Annotated in this window: 17 protein-coding genes; 6 read left to right on the forward strand and 11 right to left on the reverse strand. The window is 72.7% G+C overall.

Going from position 1 to position 17,621, the window contains the following annotated elements:
- Window positions 1-166: 166 nt before the first annotated feature.
- Window positions 167-1,378, forward strand: a complete 1,212-nt coding sequence (locus P3T41_RS27985; protein ID WP_280693304.1) for a sensor histidine kinase — start codon at window positions 167-169, stop codon at window positions 1,376-1,378.
- A 34-nt stretch (window positions 1,379-1,412) separates the two neighbouring features.
- Here the strand turns inward: P3T41_RS27985 and P3T41_RS27990 are convergent, their stop codons facing one another.
- Together P3T41_RS27990 and P3T41_RS27995 are read right to left on the reverse strand one after the other, a co-directional pair.
- Entirely contained in the window at window positions 1,413-2,450 is a 1,038-nt protein-coding gene (locus P3T41_RS27990) for a trypsin-like peptidase domain-containing protein (protein ID WP_280693354.1), read from the reverse strand.
- 221 nt (window positions 2,451-2,671) lie between these two features.
- Window positions 2,672-5,191 carry a PQQ-binding-like beta-propeller repeat protein gene (locus P3T41_RS27995; protein ID WP_280693305.1) on the reverse strand — a complete coding sequence of 840 codons (2,520 nt, stop codon included), beginning with the start codon at window positions 5,189-5,191 and terminating at the stop codon, window positions 2,672-2,674.
- A gap of 426 nt (window positions 5,192-5,617) precedes the next feature.
- Between P3T41_RS27995 and P3T41_RS28000 the strand changes: the two genes are divergently transcribed.
- Window positions 5,618-6,265 (forward strand): TetR family transcriptional regulator, encoded by a 648-nt coding sequence (locus tag P3T41_RS28000; RefSeq protein ID WP_266296667.1) that lies wholly within the window; start codon window positions 5,618-5,620, stop codon window positions 6,263-6,265.
- 186 nt (window positions 6,266-6,451) lie between these two features.
- Here P3T41_RS28000 and P3T41_RS28005 read toward each other — a convergent pair whose 3' ends face one another.
- From P3T41_RS28005 to P3T41_RS28030, 6 genes are all read right to left on the reverse strand, one after another.
- Window positions 6,452-7,396 (reverse strand): beta-ketoacyl-ACP synthase III, encoded by a 945-nt coding sequence (locus tag P3T41_RS28005; protein ID WP_280693306.1) that lies wholly within the window; start codon window positions 7,394-7,396, stop codon window positions 6,452-6,454.
- Window positions 7,397-7,580: 184 nt separating this feature from the next.
- On the reverse strand, window positions 7,581-8,558 hold the full coding sequence (locus P3T41_RS28010) for a L,D-transpeptidase family protein (protein ID WP_348533701.1): 978 nt from the start codon (window positions 8,556-8,558) through the stop codon (window positions 7,581-7,583).
- A 118-nt stretch (window positions 8,559-8,676) separates the two neighbouring features.
- Window positions 8,677-9,840, reverse strand: coding sequence for an aminofutalosine synthase MqnE (gene mqnE / locus P3T41_RS28015; protein WP_280693307.1), 1,164 nt, complete (start codon window positions 9,838-9,840; stop codon window positions 8,677-8,679).
- A gap of 158 nt (window positions 9,841-9,998) precedes the next feature.
- On the reverse strand, window positions 9,999-10,955 hold the full coding sequence (locus tag P3T41_RS28020) for a threonine/serine dehydratase (protein WP_280693308.1): 957 nt from the start codon (window positions 10,953-10,955) through the stop codon (window positions 9,999-10,001).
- 3 nt (window positions 10,956-10,958) lie between these two features.
- Window positions 10,959-11,420 (reverse strand): Lrp/AsnC family transcriptional regulator, encoded by a 462-nt coding sequence (locus P3T41_RS28025; RefSeq protein WP_280693309.1) that lies wholly within the window; start codon window positions 11,418-11,420, stop codon window positions 10,959-10,961.
- Between the two features lie 150 nt (window positions 11,421-11,570).
- A complete protein-coding gene (locus tag P3T41_RS28030) occupies window positions 11,571-12,230 on the reverse strand; it encodes a UbiX family flavin prenyltransferase (protein ID WP_280693310.1) in 660 nt (219 codons plus the stop codon).
- A 41-nt stretch (window positions 12,231-12,271) separates the two neighbouring features.
- On the opposite strand from P3T41_RS28030, the gene P3T41_RS28035 reads away from it, so the two are divergent.
- The 3 genes from P3T41_RS28035 (at window position 12,272) to P3T41_RS28045 (ending at window position 14,265) form a co-directional block, all read left to right on the forward strand.
- Window positions 12,272-13,018 (forward strand): cyclase family protein, encoded by a 747-nt coding sequence (locus P3T41_RS28035; protein WP_280693311.1) that lies wholly within the window; start codon window positions 12,272-12,274, stop codon window positions 13,016-13,018.
- Window positions 13,019-13,053: 35 nt separating this feature from the next.
- Window positions 13,054-13,485, forward strand: coding sequence for a PH domain-containing protein (locus tag P3T41_RS28040; protein WP_280693312.1), 432 nt, complete (start codon window positions 13,054-13,056; stop codon window positions 13,483-13,485).
- Window positions 13,486-13,554: 69 nt separating this feature from the next.
- Entirely contained in the window at window positions 13,555-14,265 is a 711-nt protein-coding gene (locus P3T41_RS28045; RefSeq protein ID WP_280693313.1) for an MOSC N-terminal beta barrel domain-containing protein, read from the forward strand.
- Between the two features lie 7 nt (window positions 14,266-14,272).
- Here the strand turns inward: P3T41_RS28045 and P3T41_RS28050 are convergent, their stop codons facing one another.
- The 3 genes from P3T41_RS28050 to P3T41_RS28060 all read right to left on the reverse strand — a co-directional run bounded on the left by P3T41_RS28050 (window position 14,273) and on the right by P3T41_RS28060 (window position 17,115).
- On the reverse strand, window positions 14,273-14,653 hold the full coding sequence (locus P3T41_RS28050) for a VOC family protein (protein WP_280693314.1): 381 nt from the start codon (window positions 14,651-14,653) through the stop codon (window positions 14,273-14,275).
- 96 nt (window positions 14,654-14,749) lie between these two features.
- The gene (mqnP, locus tag P3T41_RS28055) at window positions 14,750-15,661 is read right to left on the reverse strand and encodes a menaquinone biosynthesis prenyltransferase MqnP (RefSeq protein WP_280693315.1); all 912 of its coding nucleotides are present in this window, start codon (window positions 15,659-15,661) and stop codon (window positions 14,750-14,752) included.
- Window positions 15,658-17,115, reverse strand: a complete 1,458-nt coding sequence (locus tag P3T41_RS28060) for a menaquinone biosynthesis decarboxylase (RefSeq protein ID WP_280693317.1) — start codon at window positions 17,113-17,115, stop codon at window positions 15,658-15,660. Before P3T41_RS28060 ends, mqnP begins: the two co-directional genes overlap by 4 nt.
- On the opposite strand from P3T41_RS28060, the gene P3T41_RS28065 reads away from it, so the two are divergent.
- On the forward strand, window positions 17,114-17,569 hold the full coding sequence (locus P3T41_RS28065; protein WP_280693318.1) for a PLD nuclease N-terminal domain-containing protein: 456 nt from the start codon (window positions 17,114-17,116) through the stop codon (window positions 17,567-17,569). The genes P3T41_RS28060 and P3T41_RS28065 overlap by 2 nt on opposite strands.
- Window positions 17,570-17,621 lie beyond the last annotated feature (52 nt).

A 17,621-nucleotide genomic window follows, 5' to 3' on the forward strand; every position in this document is an offset into this window, starting at 1 on the left:
GCTGTGCGACCCCGGCACCCCGCCCGACCCTTAAGACGACTCCTGGACCACGGGGGTGGGGTTATCCCCCGCCGAGAACTCGTCCTGGCCCCCGTGCGCTGGGCCCCCGCCACCCGCCAAGCTGGTACTCCCCAGCGCCCCGACCACGAACGGAACGGACCTACCGATGAAGCTCCGCGGCGACCGCCGACCCGAGGCCAGAGCGTTGTACGGCGCCCAGATGTGGCGCGAGGCCCGGCACCACCTGGTCGGGCTGCCGTTCGGCATCCTGGTCTTCGTCGTCACGGTGGTCCTGCTGTCGGTGGGCGTGGGGCTGAGCGTGACGGTGATCGGGCTGCCGGTGCTGGCGCTCGGGCTGCGCCAGGCCCGCTGGTTCGGCGCCCTGGCCCGCAGCCGGGCCAGGGCCTCGCTGGGCGCCCGGATCGAGGAGCCGGAGCCGCTCACGCCCACCCGGCCGGGGGTCATGAGCCAGGTGCTGGCCGCCGTCACCGACGGGCTGTGCTGGCGCTCGGTGCTCTACTGCCTGCTGATGCTGCCCTGGGGCATCATCACCTTCACGCTGACCCTGGTCTTCCTGGTAGCCGGCTGGCCGCTGCTGCCGTTCGTGGTGCGCTACCTGGCCGTCGTGCACCGCGTGATGGTGGAGGCGCTGCTCGGCCCGGGCCGGCTCTCGGTACGGGTGCGCGAGCTGGAGGAGGACCGCGGTGCCGTGGTCGACACCGCCGCCGCCGACCTGCGCCGGATCGAGCGCGACCTGCACGACGGCGCCCAGGCCCGGCTGGTCGCCCTGGCGATGGACCTGGGCCTGGCCAAGGAGAAGCTGCTGGACACCGAGCTGACGCGGGAGCAGGCCTCGGCCGCCCGGATGGTCGACGCCGCGCACGGCGAGGTCAAGCTGGCCCTGCAGGAGCTGCGCGACCTGGCCCGGGGCATCCACCCCGCCGTGCTCACCGACCGCGGGCTGGACGCGGCGCTCTCCTCGGTCGCCGCCCGCTGCACCGTCCCCGGCGGGGTGCGGGTCAACGTGGACCTGGCCGGCCCCGGCGGCGTCCAGGAGCGCCCGGACTCGGCGGTCGAGGGCATCGCGTACTTCACCGTCAGCGAGCTGCTCACCAACACCTCGAAGCACGCCGGGGCCCGCAGTGCCAGCGTCGACGTCTGGCGCTCGGCCGAGCGCCTGATGGTCCAGGTGGGCGACGACGGCCGGGGCGGCGCCACCGTGCCCGGCGGCGGTTTCCGTCCGGGCGGCGGCCTGGCGGGCCTGGCCGAGCGGATCGGCGCGGTGGACGGCGTCTTCCTGGTGGAGAGCCCGGCCGGCGGCCCGACCACGGTGACCGTGGAACTCCCCTGGCGCACCCGGACCGCCCGGCCGCTCTGACGCCCTGCCCCGGGGGCCGAGCCGGTGGTCCGGCTCAGGCGCCGAGCGTCCCCAGCGTCACGTCGGCGGTCTTGGTCGCCCCGGCGCGGGTGTAGGTCACGGTGACCTTGTTGCCCGGTGAGAGCGAGGCGAGCGCCGTGGTGAGCGAGTTGACCGTGGTGATCTGGGTGCTGCCCACCTGGGTGATCACATCGCCCGCCTGCAGTCCGGCCGAGGCCGCCGGGCCGCCGGCGGTCAGGCTGACGATCACCACGCCGGCCGGCTGGTAGCTGGCGGTGAAGTACGGGCGGACCACGACGCCCAGCGCGGCCCGACCCGAGTTGGTCACCTTGCCGCTGGCGATCAGCTGGTCGGCGATGTTGGTGATGGTGGCGCTCGGGATCGCGAAGCCGATCCCGCTGGCGGCCGAGCCGTTCAACTCGGGGTCGACGGCGGCCAGCGTGTTGATGCCGATCACCTGGCTGGAGAGGTTGACCAGCGCGCCGCCGCTGTTGCCGGGGTTGATCGCGGCCGAGGTCTGCACCATGTTGGCGATGGTCGCGCCCGGCGAGCCGCCGCCCTGCGGCTCGGTGACGGTCCGCCCGGTGGCCGAGACGATGCCCTGGGTCACGCTGCTGGAGAGCCCGAGCGGGCTGCCCATCGCCAGCGTGATCTGCCCGACCGCCACCTTGCCGCTGTCCCCGAAGGTGGCCGGGCGCAGGCCGCCGGGCGGGCTGCTGAGCTTGATCACCGCGAGGTCGTCGTCGGGGTAGCTGGCGACCAGGGTGGCGTCCAGCAGGTTGGTGCTGTTCGCCAGGCTCACCTGGAAGGTGGTCGCGGTGCCCACCACGTGCGCGTTGGTGACGATGTCGCCCTTGTCGTCGTAGACGATCCCCGAGCCGAGCCCGCTGGTGGTGGTGATCTGCACCACCGAGGGCAGCACGTTCGAGATCACCTGCTGGTACTCGTCCTGCAGCTGGTTGGTCACCGAGGGCGCGGCGGTCGCGCCGGTGGCGCTCGCGGCCGAGGCCGAGGAGCTCTTCGTGCCGCTGCTGGTGCAGCCGCTGACGGCCAGTGCCGCACAGAGCACCACCGCCCCCGGCCCGGCCAGCCGGGCGGCGACGGCCTTGGGCCCGGTGGGTCGCGGGCCGGACGGGCACGGGCGGGTGTGATCCTTCGTGGGGTGCACCTGGGCTGCCTCCGGTTCCGTACATGCGGGACTGCTGCCCGACTTTCGCCAGGCTTTGTCAGCATTTCACCGCTATGTCCGAATCCCCGTCATCGGCGCGCCGCGCCCCCGCCCGGGCCGCCCGGCTATCGCTGCTCGGGCACCGCCGTCCCGAAGACCGCGTCCAGCGCGTACACGCAGCGGTCCTTGCTGCTCACGAAGACCCGGCCGCCCACCGCCACCGGAGAGCCCGTCAGCTCCCCCTTGGTGCCCAGCTCCCAGCGCAGCCGCCCGCTGGCCAGCTCCAGGGTGTGCAGCGAGTGGTCCCGGCTGCCCAGGTGGACCAGCCCGTCGGCGGCCGCCGGGGCCCCGACGATCTCGCCGCGCGCCGCGTACCGCCACTGCTCCTGGCCGCTCGTGGTGTCGAACGCGAAGAGCGTGTCGCCGCTGGCGATCAGCGCGCTGCGCCCGGCCAGCACCACCGGCTCGGCGCCCTGCCGGCTCGCGGTGCGGCCCTGCCAGCGCACCCGGCCGCTCGCGCCGTCCAGCGCGTAGAGGGTGCCCAGGTAGTCGGCCACGTAGACGGCCGGAGTGGCCGAGTCGTCCAGCGTCGGCGGGGTGAAGAGCACCACCGGCGCCTCGAACCGCCAGCGCTGCGCCCCGCTGGCCGCGTCCAGCGCGTACACCGAGGTCCCCGCCGTCACGTAGACCAGGCCGCCGCGCACCGCGGGCCGGGACGGCACGTCCTCGCCGACCGGGAAGGTCCAGCGCGGCAGCCCGCCCCGGGCGTCCACGCAGCGCAGCCGCCCGCCGCCGTAGTAGTAGACGGAGCCGGCCAGCAGCGCCGGCCCGGACTGCGGGTTCTCGTAGTCCTGCTGGGCGTCCTCGGCCCGCCACAGCTCCGCGCCGTTGGCGGTCGAGCGCACCTGCACCCCGCCACCGCGCAGCCCGCAGCAGAGCACCCCGTCGGCGGCGTCCAGCGAGTAGACCCAGCCGTCCAGCGAGGTGCGCCAGCGCTCGGTGCCGTCGGCCACGTCCACGGTGTAGAGGTGCGGACCGTCGGCGGCGTGCAGCCGACCCGCGTCCACCGCGACCGCCCAGGCCACGTCGCGGGTCTTGTAGCGGCGCCGGCCGGAGGCGATGTCGAGGGCGTGCACCTCGAAGCTGGAGATGAACAGGGTGCCGTCGGCGACCACCGGCGTGCCCCAGACGTCGTTGGACATCCGGAACCGCCACGGCCGCCACCGGCCCTGGCCCTGCTGCTCGGCCGGCGCGGCCTGGCCGGCGGGCGCGGCGACGGGCACGGCGATGCCGCCCGAGCGGCGCACCCACTCGGTCCCGGCGGGCGTCGGCCCGGTGGCCGGCCGCTCCTGCTCGGCGGCGTGCACCTGCGGCCCCGGCCCTATCCGTACCGAGGCGCCGGGCAGCTGGATCTCCTGGGCCGGCTCGCGCCGGTGCCGGCGCCCGGCGCCCAGCTTGGCGGTGGCCGCCTCCACCTCCGCCCCGGCCGTGCCGGCGGGCTGACCCACCGCCGACCGGCCCGCGGCCTGCGCGACCGCCGCCTGCCCCAGCGGCCCGAGTGCCCCGGTGCGCGGGTCCACCGGCGGCGGCCCCCAGTGCCCCTCGGGCCCGGCGGGCCCGCTCTGGCGACCCGCCAGGTAGGGCGCGGGCACCGGCGGCGGTCCCACCGGCACCGGCGGCACCGCGGGCGGGACCGGCGGCACGGCGGGCACGGACGGCTGCGCGGGCGCCGTGGCCCGGGGCCCTGGCAGGTTGCGCCGCCCCCGCTTGCGCTCGATCAGCTCCAGCGCGTTCGGCGGCAGCCAGTCCCCGCCCTCCTCCCCCGCGTCGTCCCGGGAGAAGAGGTGCGGTGCCAGCTCCGCCTGGATCTGCGCGGGGGTGGGCCGGTGCTCGGGCGCCGGCCGCATGCAGGCCCGGACCAGGTCGACCAGTTCCACCGGCAGCCCGGACAGGTCCGCCTGCTCGCGCAGCAGCTTGAAGACCGTCTCCACCGGATTGCCACCGTGGTACGGAGCGTGCCCGGTGGCACAGAAGACCAGCAGCGAGCCGAGCGAGAAGACGTCGCTCGCGCCGGTGACGCTGCGACTGTCCTTGGCCTGCTCCGGCGACATGTAGGCGGGCGTGCCCACCGCCACGTTGGTCATGGTGAGCCGGGTGTGCGAGACCCCGGCGGCGATCCCGAAGTCGATCACCCGCGGGCCGTCCTCGACCACCAGCACGTTGGACGGCTTGAGGTCACGGTGCACCAGACCGGCCGCGTGGATGGACTGCAGGGCCTCGGCGATCCCCGCGATCAGCCAGCGCACCGCGTCCACCGGCAGCGGTCCGCACTCGCCGACCAGGTCCTCCAGCGAGGGCGCCGGCACGTACGCGGTGGCCAACCACGGCACCCGGGCCTCGGCGTCCGCGTCGACCACGGCCGCGGTGTAGAAGCCGCCGACCGTCTTGGCCGCCTCGATCTCGCGGGCGAAGCGCACCCGGAACAGCTCGTCCTCGGCGAGTTCGCCGCGCACCGTCTTGATCGCCACCCGCCGGCCGGAGGTCGACCGTGCCAGGTACACCAGCCCCATCCCACCGGCGCCCAGCCGCCCGAGCACCTCGAAGGGCCCGATCCGTCTCGGATCCTGCGCCGTCAGCTGGTCCACTCGGCTGCCACCTCCCCGTCCGCACGCCACCCTCCCCCAGCCTTCGGCCGGGAGGTACCCCCATGGGGCCGGAGTTGATTCTCCAATGCGTCCGCCCCTTGAGCCAATCTCCCCCCGCCTCAGCATCCCGGTCGTGTCGCGCCGCACCGACGGCTTCCGGCCAGCGCGGCCCCCGTCGAGCCCGACGGCCCGTCGAATCCGCGACCGGCCAGCGGATCTGACGCCGACTCGGAAGTCACCGCATTCATGCGTGGGGCTACGCAGAGCGACCCGAGAGGCCTTCAGCCCACTCGCCGTCACTCTGTGCCGTCATCAGCACACGGGGGGGCTTCGAATATCGCTATCCCGGCCCTCAATACCCGCCCGTGCGGACTAATAGTCGCATCACCGAATCGCGCCATGATCGGTGCGCGGTAAGCTGACGGCATGACAGGACAAGTTCGCACCGTCGACGGTCGCGTCGCCGGGCGACGCGGACAGGAGACGCGGCAGAAGCTGCTCGACTGCCTCCGCGAGATGCTCAGCACGTCGCCGTACCGGGACGTCAAGGTCATCGACGTCGCCCGTATGGCGGGTACCTCCCCCGCGACCTTCTACCAGTACTTCCCGGATGTCGAGGGCGCTGTCCTCGAGATCGCCGAGGAAATGGCCAAGGACTCCGTCGAGCTCAAAGAGCTGATCGACGGAAAGTCCTGGGCAGGAAAGTCCGGCGCCACCACGTCTGAAGAACTGGTGGACGGATTCCTCGCCTTCTGGCGCAAGAACGACGCCATTCTGCGTGTGGTCACGCTTGGCGCCGCGGAAGGGGACAAGCGGTTCTTCAAGATCCGCATGACTGTCCTCAACTCGGTGGCCAAGCCGCTCGCGGATGCCGTCAAGGACCTTCAGGCCAAGGGCCAGGCCGACAAGGCGCAAGACGCCGCGGCGGTGGCCGGCTCGCTGATCTCGTTGCTCGCCTCGGCGGCCGAGCATCAGAAGGCCTTCACCTCGTGGGGGGTCAAGGTCAAGGACCTGAAGCCCACCCTCGCTCCCCTGGTGTACTTGGGTGTCACCGGCAAGAAACCTCCCAAGTAGACCGTCCTTCCACCCAGCAGTTCTCCATATCGTGTGCTCGCGCGTGGCCCCGGCCTCCTGTCCGGTGGACGTCGGGCGGCGGCCGTGTCCTCGGGGGAGGTTCGCCGACGTACCGCAGCGCGCTGGCCGACACATGACGGTGGGCGGGATCCCGATCGGGATCCCGCCCACCGTTTCTTCTTGCCCTCAGGGGCAGCGCACCACCTGGCCGGCGTAGGCCAGCCCGCCGCCGAAGCCGAAGAGCAGCACCGGGTCGCCGCTGACGAGCTCCCCGCGCTCGACCAGCTTGCTGAGCGCCAGCGGGATCGAGGCGGCCGAGGTGTTGCCGGAGTCGACCACGTCGCGGGCGATGACGGCGTCGGTGGCGCCCAGCTTGCCGGCGATCGCGTCGATGATCCGCAGGTTCGCCTGGTGGGCGACGAAGCCCTTGAGCTCGCTCGGCTCGATCCCGGCCCGCTCGCAGGTCCGCCGGGCCAGCGGGGCGATCTGGGTGGTGGCCCAGCGGAAGACCGCCTGGCCCTGCTGGCTGATCACCGGCTTCCAGCCGGTGATGGTCACCGCGTCGGTCTTCTCCGGTTCCGATCCCCAGACCACCGGGCCGATGCCGGGCTCGGCGCCCTCCGGCTGGGCCTCGACCACGGCCGCCCCGGCGCCGTCCGCGAAGATCACGCAGGTGGACCGGTCGGTCCAGTCGATGGTGTCGGACATCCGCTCGGCGCCGATCACCAGCGCCCGGCTCGCCGCACCGGCCCGGATCGCGTGGTCGGCGGTGGCCAGCGCGTAGGAGAAGCCCGAGCAGACGGTGTTGATGTCGTAGGCGGCGGGGCTGGGGATGCCGAGCCGGGCCGCGACCGCGCAGGCGGTGTTGGGGCTGCGCTCGATCGCGGTGCAGGTGGCCACCACCACCAGGTCGATGTCGCGTGCCGCCAGACCACTGTTGGCCAGCGCCTTCTGCGCCGCCTCGGTGGCGAGGTCGACGAGTGTCTCGTCTTCGGCGATGTGCCGCTGCCGGATGCCCACCCGGCTGCGGATCCACTCGTCGTCAGTGTCGACCAGTGCGCTCAGGTCGTCGTTGGTGAGGACCTTGGGAGGCTGGTAGTGGCCGAGCGCCACGATGCGGGAACCGGTCATGTTGCCACTCAACCCGGTTACCGGTGCGTCAACTGCTCACCACCGGTGACAGGATCCGGCCTCCGAAGCTGTAGGAGGCGAACAACAGCCCTTGTGCCGCAACGCGGACCAGCCGCCATTTGGTGACATAAAGAGAAATCTCAGGTTGACGGCAGGACGTTCGAGCGCAAGCCGGCCCCGATCCTCAGGTGGCCAGCGAGGCCGCGTCGCCCATCACGATCACCGGCTGGGCGGCCGGGTCCAGGGTGCGGATCAGCTGGGTCATGTCGTCCTCGGAGACCGAGACGCAGGCGTGGGTCGGGCCGCCGTGGTCGACGTGCAGCCAGATGCCGCCGCCCTTGGCCTCGCCGAGCGGTTCCCGGGTGTCCAGCGGCGAGCTGCCGATCACCCGGTTGTAGTCGATCGCCACCACGTAGTCGAAGGACCCGGCCAGCTGCTCGCCGTTGAACCCGGTGCCGGTCGCCACGAAGCCGCTGTCCTGGTGGTACGGCAGCTTGCTGCCCGGGTCCGGCTTGAGGCCGCCCGCGTCACTCAGCGTGAAGACGCCGATCGGGCTGCGCAGGTCGCCCGAGCTGTGGTCGGTGGTCCAGCCCGCGTCGCCGTTGTGCCCGCTCCAGCTGGTGCCCGGGCGCCAGCGGCCGTCGGGGGTGCGGCTCCACAGCGTGACGGTGGAGCTGGTGGCGTCCTTGCCGGCGCCGGTGGCCAGCACCACCTGGGTGCTGCCGGCCGGTATCCGGGCGGCGAAGCCGGGGCCGAGGCCGGGTATCGCGGCGAAGCTGCCGTCCGCCCGGTCCGAGCGGTCGGCGGTGGGCGCCTCGGTGTGATCGGCGGCGGCACTGCCACTCGGCTGGGGTGAGCCGGACGGTGTGGCCGCGGTGGACGGCACGGGGGCGGGCAGCGGGACGAGGTCCTGGCCCAGCGCCGTGCCGGCGCCGCGGTGCGCGGCGAACGCGCCGCCGGGGCCGAAACCGAGCCAGCCGACGGCCGCGGCGATCAGCAGCACCGTGGTGCCCGCGCTGGCCACGCGGCGCCGGCGACGCGCCTTGCGCCGCCGGCCACGGCGGGCCTGGGCTCGGCCGCCGGACGCGGGCCCGGCGGCGCTGGGTTCCGCGTTGGTCGGCCGCGGCGGCTTGGTTCGCACGGCCCGATGGGATCCGGACATGCGGTCGATCCTGCCAAAGGCGGCCACGGACGGTAAACCCGGGCCACCCTAAATCCGCCTGAAGAGGCGTCAGGGCTGGTGGAGCGGGTGCGGCCGACCCGTCAGACAGACCTGAGCGTCACAGGCGCATCGCCTGCGGGGTCTCGCGGCGCAGCGGGTCCGGGCCGTCGTACTCGCGGATGACCTCGTAGCGGGTGTTGCGCTCGACCGGCCGGAAACCGGCGTCCCGGATCAGGTCGAGCAGGTCCTGGCGGCCGAGCTTGTTCGGGGTGCCGAAGTTGTCCGCGTCGTGGGTGATCTTGTACTCGACCACCGAGCCGTCCATGTCGTCCGCGCCGTGGCTGAGCGCCAGCTGGGCGGTGGTGACGCCGTGCATCACCCAGAAGACCTTGACGTGCGGGACGTTGTCGAAGAGCAGCCGGGAGACCGCGAAGGTCTTCAGCGCCTCGGCGCCGGTGGCCATCTCGGTGCGGGCCATCAGCCGGTTGCGGACCACGCCGTCCTTGGAGTCGTGGAAGTCGTGCTGGTAGCGCAGCGGGATGAAGACCTGGAAGCCGCCGGTCTCGTCCTGCAGTTCGCGCAGCCGCAGCACGTGGTCGACCCGGTGCCGGGGCTCCTCGATGTGCCCGTACAGCATGGTGCACGGGGTCTTGAGGCCCTTGGAGTGCGCGAGGCGGTGGATCCGCGACCAGTCCTCCCAGTGGGTCTCGTGGTCGACGATGTGCTGGCGGACCTCCCAGTCGAAGATCTCCGCGCCGCCGCCGGTCAGCGACTCCAGGCCGGCGTCGATCAGCTCGTCGAGGATCTCGGAGGCCGGCAGGCCGCTGATCTTCTCGAACCAGTGGATCTCGGTGGCGGTGAAGGCCTTCAGCGAGACGTTCGGCAGCGCGGCCTTCAACTCGCGCAGCGAGCGCGGGTAGTAGCGCCACGGCAGGGTCGGGTGCAGGCCGTTGACGATGTGCAGCTCGGTCAGCGAGTCCGACTCCATCGTCTTGGCCAGGCGCACCGCCTCCTCGATCCGCATGGTGTACGCGTCCTTCTCGCCCGGCTTGCGCTGGAACGAGCAGTAGGCGCAGGAGGCGGCGCAGACGTTGGTCATGTTGAGGTGGCGGTTCACGTTGAAGTGGACGACGTCGCCGTTCTTGCGCGTCCGCACGTGGTGCGCCAGGCCGCCCAGCCAGGCCAGGTCGTCGCTCTCGTAGAGCGCGATGCCGTCCTCGCGGGTGAGCCGCTCGCCCGCGTAGACCTTTGCCTCCAGCTCCCGCTTCAGCCCTGCGTCCATGCGGTGAACCGCCTCCTACGTCTTCGATCCAATGGCCGTTTCGCGCCGGAACCGAGACTACGCCTAAGACCGACCGTCGGATGATGGGTGGGTCAAGGAGAAGCCGTCCAGGCGACAGCCCGGGCGTCGCGACGCCGCCCATCATCCGACGGTCGGTCTCACATCAGGAGTTCGGACAGCAGCTTCGGTTCCAGGTTGCCGCCGCTCACCACGGCCGCGAAGACCCTCCCGCGCAGCTCGCCCGCGCGGTGCAGGTAGGCGGCGGTGGCCACCGCGCCCGAGGGCTCGGCGACCAGCCGCCCGCGCCGGGCGAGCACCGCCACGGTGTCCCGGATCTCCTGCTCGGTGACCGTCACGATGTCGTCCACATAGGCCTGGAGGTGCTCGAAGTTGAGCACTCCGAGCGGGCTGCGCAGGCCGTCCGCGACGGTCCGGTACCGCTCCTCGACCGACCACGGCCGCAGTTCGCCGGAGCGCAGGCTGTCGCGCGCGTCGGCGGCGAGTTCCGGCTCGACGCCGATCACCCGCACGCCCGGGGTGGTCAGCTTGATCGCCGCCGCGGTGCCGCTGATCAGCCCGCCGCCGCTGACCGGCACCAGCACGGTGTCCAGCTCGTCCGGGGCGTCCTCGCCGATCTCCAGGCCGACCGTGCCCTGCCCGGCGATGATGAACGGATCGTCATACGGCGGTACCCAGACGTAGCCGTGCCGCCGGGCCAGCTCGGCCGGCCGGCTGTCCCGCTCCTCGGCCGGCACCAGCAGCACCTCGGCGCCGTAGGAGCGGGTAGCCGCCACCTTGACCTCGGGCGAGGTGTCCGGCATCACGATGACGGCCTCGATGCCGAGCTGCCGGGCCGCGTAGGCGACCGCCTGGGCGTGGTTGCCGCTGGACTGGGCGACCACGCCGCGGGCCCGCTCCGCGGCGCTCAGCTGGGCCAGCCGGTTGTGGGCGCCGCGGATCTTGAAGGCACCGGTCGGCTGGAGGTTCTCGGGCTTGAGCCAGAGGCGGCGGTGGCCGTCCTCGGCCCAGGGCGCCGGCATCAGCGGCGTGCGCACCGCCACGCCGGCTATCCGCCGTTGGGCGGCGCGCAGCTCGTCCAGCCCGACCAGTGCCATCGCCTACTCCCCCGTGCCCAGCGGCAGTTCGCTGACCCGGTTCTCCCACTTGGTGGAGAGCACGACCGTGGTCCGGGTCCGGGCCACGCCCTTGGTCCCCGACAGCCGCTTCACCACCGACTCCAGGCCCTCCACGTCGGAGACCCGGGCCTTGAGCATGTACGAGTCGTCACCCGCGATGAACCAGCAGTCCTCGACCTCGCCGAGGTCCTTCAACCGGTGCGCCACGTCCTCGTGGTCGGCGGCGTCGGTGAGCTGAAGGCCGATCAGCGCGGTGACCCCGAAGCCGAGCGAGGCCGGGTTGACGGTGGCCCGATAGCCGGTGATCACCCCGGCCTGCTCCAGCCGGTTGATCCGGTCAGTGACGCTCGGCCCCGACAGGCCCACCAGGCGGCCGAGTTCCGCGTAGGAGGCGCGGCCGTTCTCCCGCAGTGCCTGGATGAGCTGTCTGTCCACCGTGTCCATGTACCGTCCGCGTCCTTCCGAACCGAGCCAGACCCCGAGAGCATTATCCGCAGTTCCAAGGTCACGCTTGCCGCGCAACCCGGAAATCACAGACGTCAGATGTCGGCTGCCAGATATCGCAGAGAACATACTCTCCCGGGAGGACCCTTCTTACGCCCCCTCGGCACCGCGGGCCGCGCCCAGCTCGCCCGCCCAGCGGCGGTAGAGCCGGTGCGGCACCCCGGCGGCGTCCAGGACCCGCCCCGCGACGAAGTCCACCAGCTCCTGGCCGGTGGAGCCGCCCGCGTAGAAACCGGGGGCCGCGGGCAGCACCACGGCGCCGGCCGCGTCCAGCTCCACCAAGTGACGCAGTGTCACCCCGTCGAGCGGTGTCTCGCGGACGCAGACCACCAGCGGGCGGCGCTCCTTGAGGGTGACGGCGGCGGCGCGCTGGATCAGGTCCTTGCTCAATCCGAGCGCGATCCCGGCCACCGCGCCGGTGGTGGCCGGCACCACCAGCATCCCCTTGGCCGGGTAGGAGCCGCTGGACGGGCCGGCCGCGAAGTCGCCCGCCGGCCAGTACCTGACCTCCGCCAGGCCCTCCTCGGAGCCCAGCCAGTCGGCCAGGTCGGCGCGCCACCGCGCGTCCCGGAAGGAGATCCCGGTCTCGTCCAGGATGGTCAGCCGAGCCGCCCGGCTGACCACCAGGTCGACCGCCTCGCCGGCGGCCAGCAGGGCGCGGATCACCGAGGCCGCGTACGGCGTGCCGGAGGCTCCCGTCACCCCGACCACCCAGGGCCGTCGTACCGCCGCCTGTTGTTCGTTGCGCATACCTCGCACCCTAGAGCGTGCGACGCGGGAGGATGGTCGGCATGGCGCCGATAATGATCGACCTCACCCACCAGGTCACCACCGGCATGCCCGTCTACCCCGGCGATCCCGAGGTGGCCCTGCGCCCCGCGCTGACCACCGACACCGCCGGGGTGAACGTGCTCTCGGTGCACCTGGGCTCGCAGTCGGGCACCCACGTGGACGCGCCCTACCACGTGGACGTCACCTGGCCGACCCTGGACGGCCTGCCGCTGGACCGGTTCACCGGCCCCGCCGTGGTCGCCGACCTGCGCGCGCTGCCCGCCCGCAGTGCGGTGACGCCCGATCAGCTGGCCCCCGCGCTGGCCCGCCTGACGCCGGGCGCGGTGCTGCTGCTGGCCACCGGCTGGCCCCGGTTCTGGGGCACCGAGCGGTACCTGGCGCACCCGTACCTGACGGCGGCGGCGGCCGAGGTGATCGTCGCGGCCGGGGTCCGCACGGTCGGGGTGGACGCGCTGAGCGTGGACCCCACGCCCGACCCCGGTCCGGCCGACCCGGCGGTGGCGGCGCTGCTGGCGGGCCTGAGCGACGAGCACGACGGCGAGCCGCCGGCCGCGGCGCCGGAGCTGGCCGCGCACCGGATCCTGCTCGGCGCCGAGGGCGGCGGTGTGATCGCGGAGAACCTGACCGACCTGACCGCGCTGCTGGAGGCGCAGGCCCGGGAGAAGCCGATCAGCGTGAGCCTCTTCCCGCTGCGGCTGGCGGCGGCGGACGGGGCGCCGGTGCGCGCGGTGGCGCGGGTGGGGTAGTGGGCAGGTACTGTCCGCAGGTGGAGAAACTGCCGATGGAAAATGTGATCTTCAGCTTGTCGAGACGCCAGCTCTCGAACTACCTGGTTCGTCTGATCCTGCTGCTGGCCGTGGTCTGCGGCGTCACCGTCCTGGTCACGCACAACGCCGTGGCCACCGGGGTCGGCGCCGTCGTGGTGCTGGTCACGCTCTGGCTGGGCGCCGCGCGCGGCCGCACCACGCTGAGCCGCACCGGCATCGAGATCCGGCGCCCGCTCGGCCCGCGGCAGCTCGTCGACTGGAAGCAGGTCAAGGAGATCCGCGACGAGCAGCGGGGCGGCACCCGGCTGCTGCGGGTCGAGCTGACCGGCGGCCGCAGCTTCCCACTGCCCGCCCCCACGCACAGCGCGCTGTCCCCCAACCCCGACTACGCCACCGAGCGTGACCAGTTGCTCGCCTACCGCAAGCGGCGCTCCGGCCGTCGCTAGGCCGGACCCGGCCGCAGCTCGCACCTTGGTCTAGACCATCCCCGGGCACCCCCGATAGGCTGACCGGCCATGGCAGAGATCGTCGGTGTGGTCGAGCGACTCTGGCGCTACCCCGTGAAATCCACCGCCGGGGAGCGCCTGACCCAGGTCGCCGTCGACGATCGCGGCCTGGCCGGGGACCGGCTCTACGCGGTCCGGGACGGGGAGGGCAGGCTCGGCTCGGGCAAGAACACCCGCCGCTTGCGGCGGATGGACGGGCTGCTGCGGCTCGGCTCGCGGCTCGGGCACCTGCTGGACGGCCCCGAGCTGCTCGACCCGCTCGGCCGGACCGTCGCCGACCCCGCCGCCTTCCTCCGCGCCTACCTGCAGCGGGACGACGTCACGCTGGCCCGCGAGGACGCCGTCTCGCACTTCGACCAGCTCCCGGTCAGCCTGCTGACCACCGCCACCCTGGACTGGGTCCGCGAGGCCGTGCCGACCGCGCTGGTCGACGAGCGGCGGTTCCGCCCCAACATCCTGCTGCGCACCCCGCCGGGCACCAGGCCGTTCGTCGAGGACGACTGGTTCGGCCGGGAGGGCGAGCTGAAGTCCGGCGCCCGGCTGGCCTTCGTGCGCTCCAGCGAGCGCTGCGTGATGGCCACCGCGGCCCAGCCGGGCCTGCCGTACGCCCCCGAGATCCTGCGGGTGCTGGCCGGGGAGCACGCCAACCGGCTGGACGCGCTCGCGACCGTGAGCGCGCCCGGACTGCTGCGGGTCGGCGACCGGCTGCGGCTGCTCTGACGGTACGTCAGGACCGCTGGTGGGCCGGCAGCAGGCAGAACGGGTGCCCGGCCGGGTCGGCGTAGATCGCCCAGCCGCCCTCGCGGCGCAGGAAGGCCGCTCCGTGCGCCGTCACCTCGCGCTCGGCGGCGGCCAGGTCCGCCACCTCGACGTCCAGGTGGAGCTGCTGCGGGTGCAGCGGGTCGGGCCACTGCGGCGGGTGGAAGTCCTCGACCCGCTGGAAGGCCAGCACCAGGCCGCCCGGCGTGTGCAGGGTGGACCACCCCTCGTCCAGCGACCAGCGCGGGTCCGGACGGTCCACCTCGCCGCCGAGCAGCACCGCGTAGAAGCGGGCCAGCGCGGCCGGGTAGTGACAGTCCAGGACCACGCACTGCAGGGTGCCGAGCATCGTGGCCACCTCCTTCGGGCCGGCTTCGGGCTGGGGCTCCGATCATCCCGCAGCCGCCCGGGCGCCCCGGGCGCGCCACCCCGGTGCCGGTGGGCCTCAGCTGAAGTGCAGCCCGCGCAGGATCAGGTCGAGCAGCGCGAAGCCGAAGAGCGAGACGCCGACGAACCCGTTGGTGGTGAAGAAGGCGCGGTTGAGGCGCGAGAGGTCGCCCGGCCTGACGATGCGGTGCTCGTACAGGAAGGCGGCGCAGACCACGACCAGGCCGACGAAGAAGGCCGGACCGGCGTGGGTCAGGACGCCGTACCAGGCCAGCAGGCCGGTGGTGAGCAGGTGGCAGACCCGGGCTCCGTAGAGCGCCCCGGCGATGCCGAACCGGGCCGGCACCGAGCGCACCCCCTCGGCGCGGTCGGCGGCCACGTCCTGGCAGCCGAAGATCAGGTCGAAGCCGCCGATCCAGATCCCGACCGCCAGGCCCAGCACCACGGCGTCCCACGACCAGCTCCCGGTGACCGCCAGCCAGGCGCCGATCGGCCCCATCGCCTGGGCCAGCCCGAGGATCGCGTGCGGGAAGTCGGTGAACCGCTTGCCGTACGGATAGACCACCATCGGCACCACCGCGACCGGCGCGAGCACCAGGCAGAGCGTGTTGAGCGAGGCGGCGGCGCCGAGGAAGACCAGCAGCGCGAGGGCCGAGCCGGTGTAGACGGTGCGCAGCGAGACCGCGCCGGTGACCAGCTCGCGGCCCGCGGTGCGCGGGTTGCGGGCGTCGATCTCGCGGTCGATGATCCGGTTCGCCGCCATCGCGAAGGTGCGCAGGCTCACCATGGCGATCGTGACGATCAGCAGCTCGCCCCAGTGCACCCGCCGGTCGGCCAGGAACATCGCGGTGAGGGTGGCGATGTACGCGAACGGGAGGGCGAAGACCGAGTGCTCGATCAGGACCAGGCGCAGGAAGGCCTTGACCCGGTTCGGGGGCGGTGCCTCGAAGAGATCGGCGGCAGTGGTCACAGCCCGTATTCCTTCCAGCGCTTGGTCACCCGTTCGGCGGTGGCCGGGTCCGAGGTGATCATCTCGGGCCATCCGCCGTCGCGGGTGTAGCCCTCCTCCGGGAGCTTACGGGTCGCGTCGATGCCCGCCTTGCCGCCCCAGAACTTCTGGTACGAGGCGTGGTCGAGGTGGTCCACCGGGCCCTCGACCACGCTCAGGTCGCGGCTGTAGTCGGTGTTGCCCAGGGCCCGCCAGGCGACCTCCTGGTAGTCGTGCACGTCGCAGTCGGCGTCCACCACGATGATCAGCTTGGTCAGCGACATCATGTGGGCGCCCCAGATGGCGTGCATCACCTTCTGGGCGTGCTTGGGGTACTTCTTGTCGATCGAGACGATCACGCAGTTGTGGAAGCCGCCGGCCTCGGGCAGGTCGTAGTCGACGATGTCCGGCACGATCACCTTGAGCAGCGGCAGGAAGAAGCGCTCGGTGAACTTGCCCAGCGGACCGTCCTCGGTCGGCGGGCGGCCGACCACGATGGACTGCAGCAGCGGGCGCCGACGCATCGTCAGGCAGTCGATGGTGAGGGCGGGGAAGAGCTCCTGCGGGGTGTAGAAGCCGGTGTGGTCGCCGAACGGGCCCTCCGGGAGCAGCTGGTCGGGCTCCAGCCAGCCCTCCAGGACCACCTCGGCGTCGGCCGGGACCTGCAGCGGGACGGTCTTGCAGTCGACCATCCTGACCCGCTCGCCGGCCACGAAGCCCGCGAACAGGTACTCGTCGATGTCGCCGGGCAGCGGGGCGGTGGCGGCGTAGGTGACCACCGGCGGGCAGCCGAAGGCGATCGCGACCGGCAGCCGCTCGCCGCGCCGGGCGGCCACCGCGGCGTGGTTGCGGCTGTCCTTGTGGATCTGCCAGTGCATGCCGATGGTCCGCTTGTCGTGCCGCTGCAGGCGGTACAGGCCCAGGTTGCGCACCCCGCTGTCGGGGTCCTTGGTGTGGGTCAGGCCCAGGTTGAAGAACGAGCCGCCGTCCCTGGGCCAGGTGAAGAGCGCGGGCAGCTGCTCCAGGTCGACCTGGTCCCCGGTGAGCACCACCTCCTGCACCGGCGCCTCGGTCGACTTGACCTTGCGCGGCGGCACGTGGGCCATCGAGGCGAGCTTGCCGAAGGCGTCCCGGACGCCGGTGAAACCGTGCGGCAGCTCGGGCTTGAGCAGGCCCGCGATCTTCTCGGCGATGTCCTCGGGCGACTTGAGGCCGAGCGACTTGGCCAGCCGGCGCTCGGTGCCGAAGACGTTCATCGCCAGCGGCATCGCGCAGCCCTTGACGTTCTCGAAGAGCAGGGCCGGGCCCTTCGCCTTCTGCACCCGGTCGACGATCTCGCCGATCTCCAGATGGGGGTCGACCTCGACCTTGATGCGCTTGAGGTCGCCTTCGCGTTCGAGGGCCCGCAGGAAGGAGCGGAGATCGTCGTATGCCATGCCTGTCAGTATCGGCTACCCGATAGCCTGGCCCGGTCAACAGGGCCCGCCGCAGCCCGCTCGGCGCCGGCCCGGCCGCCGCCCGGCCTTGGGGGAGATCGCCACCGTGCTGGATATCGTGCCCGTTCTTCTCGTCCTGGTGCTCTGGATCTGGGCGTTCATCGACTGCCTGACCACGCCGGAGCACGAGGTCAGGCTGCTGCCGAAGGTGGTCTGGATCCTGATCATCCTGTTCTTCGGCGAGGTGCTGCTCGGGCCGCTGGCCTGGCTGCTCGTCGGCCGGCGCCGCAGCCTGCTGCCGCTCGGGCCCGCCCGGCCCACCGCCCGGTCCGCTGCCGAGCCCCAGTCGCCCCGGCGGCCGGTGGCGCCGGACGACGACCCCGAGTTCCTGGCCGCGCTCGGCCGCGAGATGGAGCGGCGCCGGCGCGAGGAGCCGGAGGACGGATCCGCCTGAGCAGGCCCCGGTTGCCGCCACTGACCTAGGACTTTGCCTTTTGGTAAATCCC

It is taken from the genome of Kitasatospora sp. GAS204B (assembly GCF_029892155.1).
Classification (GTDB): domain Bacteria; phylum Actinomycetota; class Actinomycetes; order Streptomycetales; family Streptomycetaceae; genus Kitasatospora.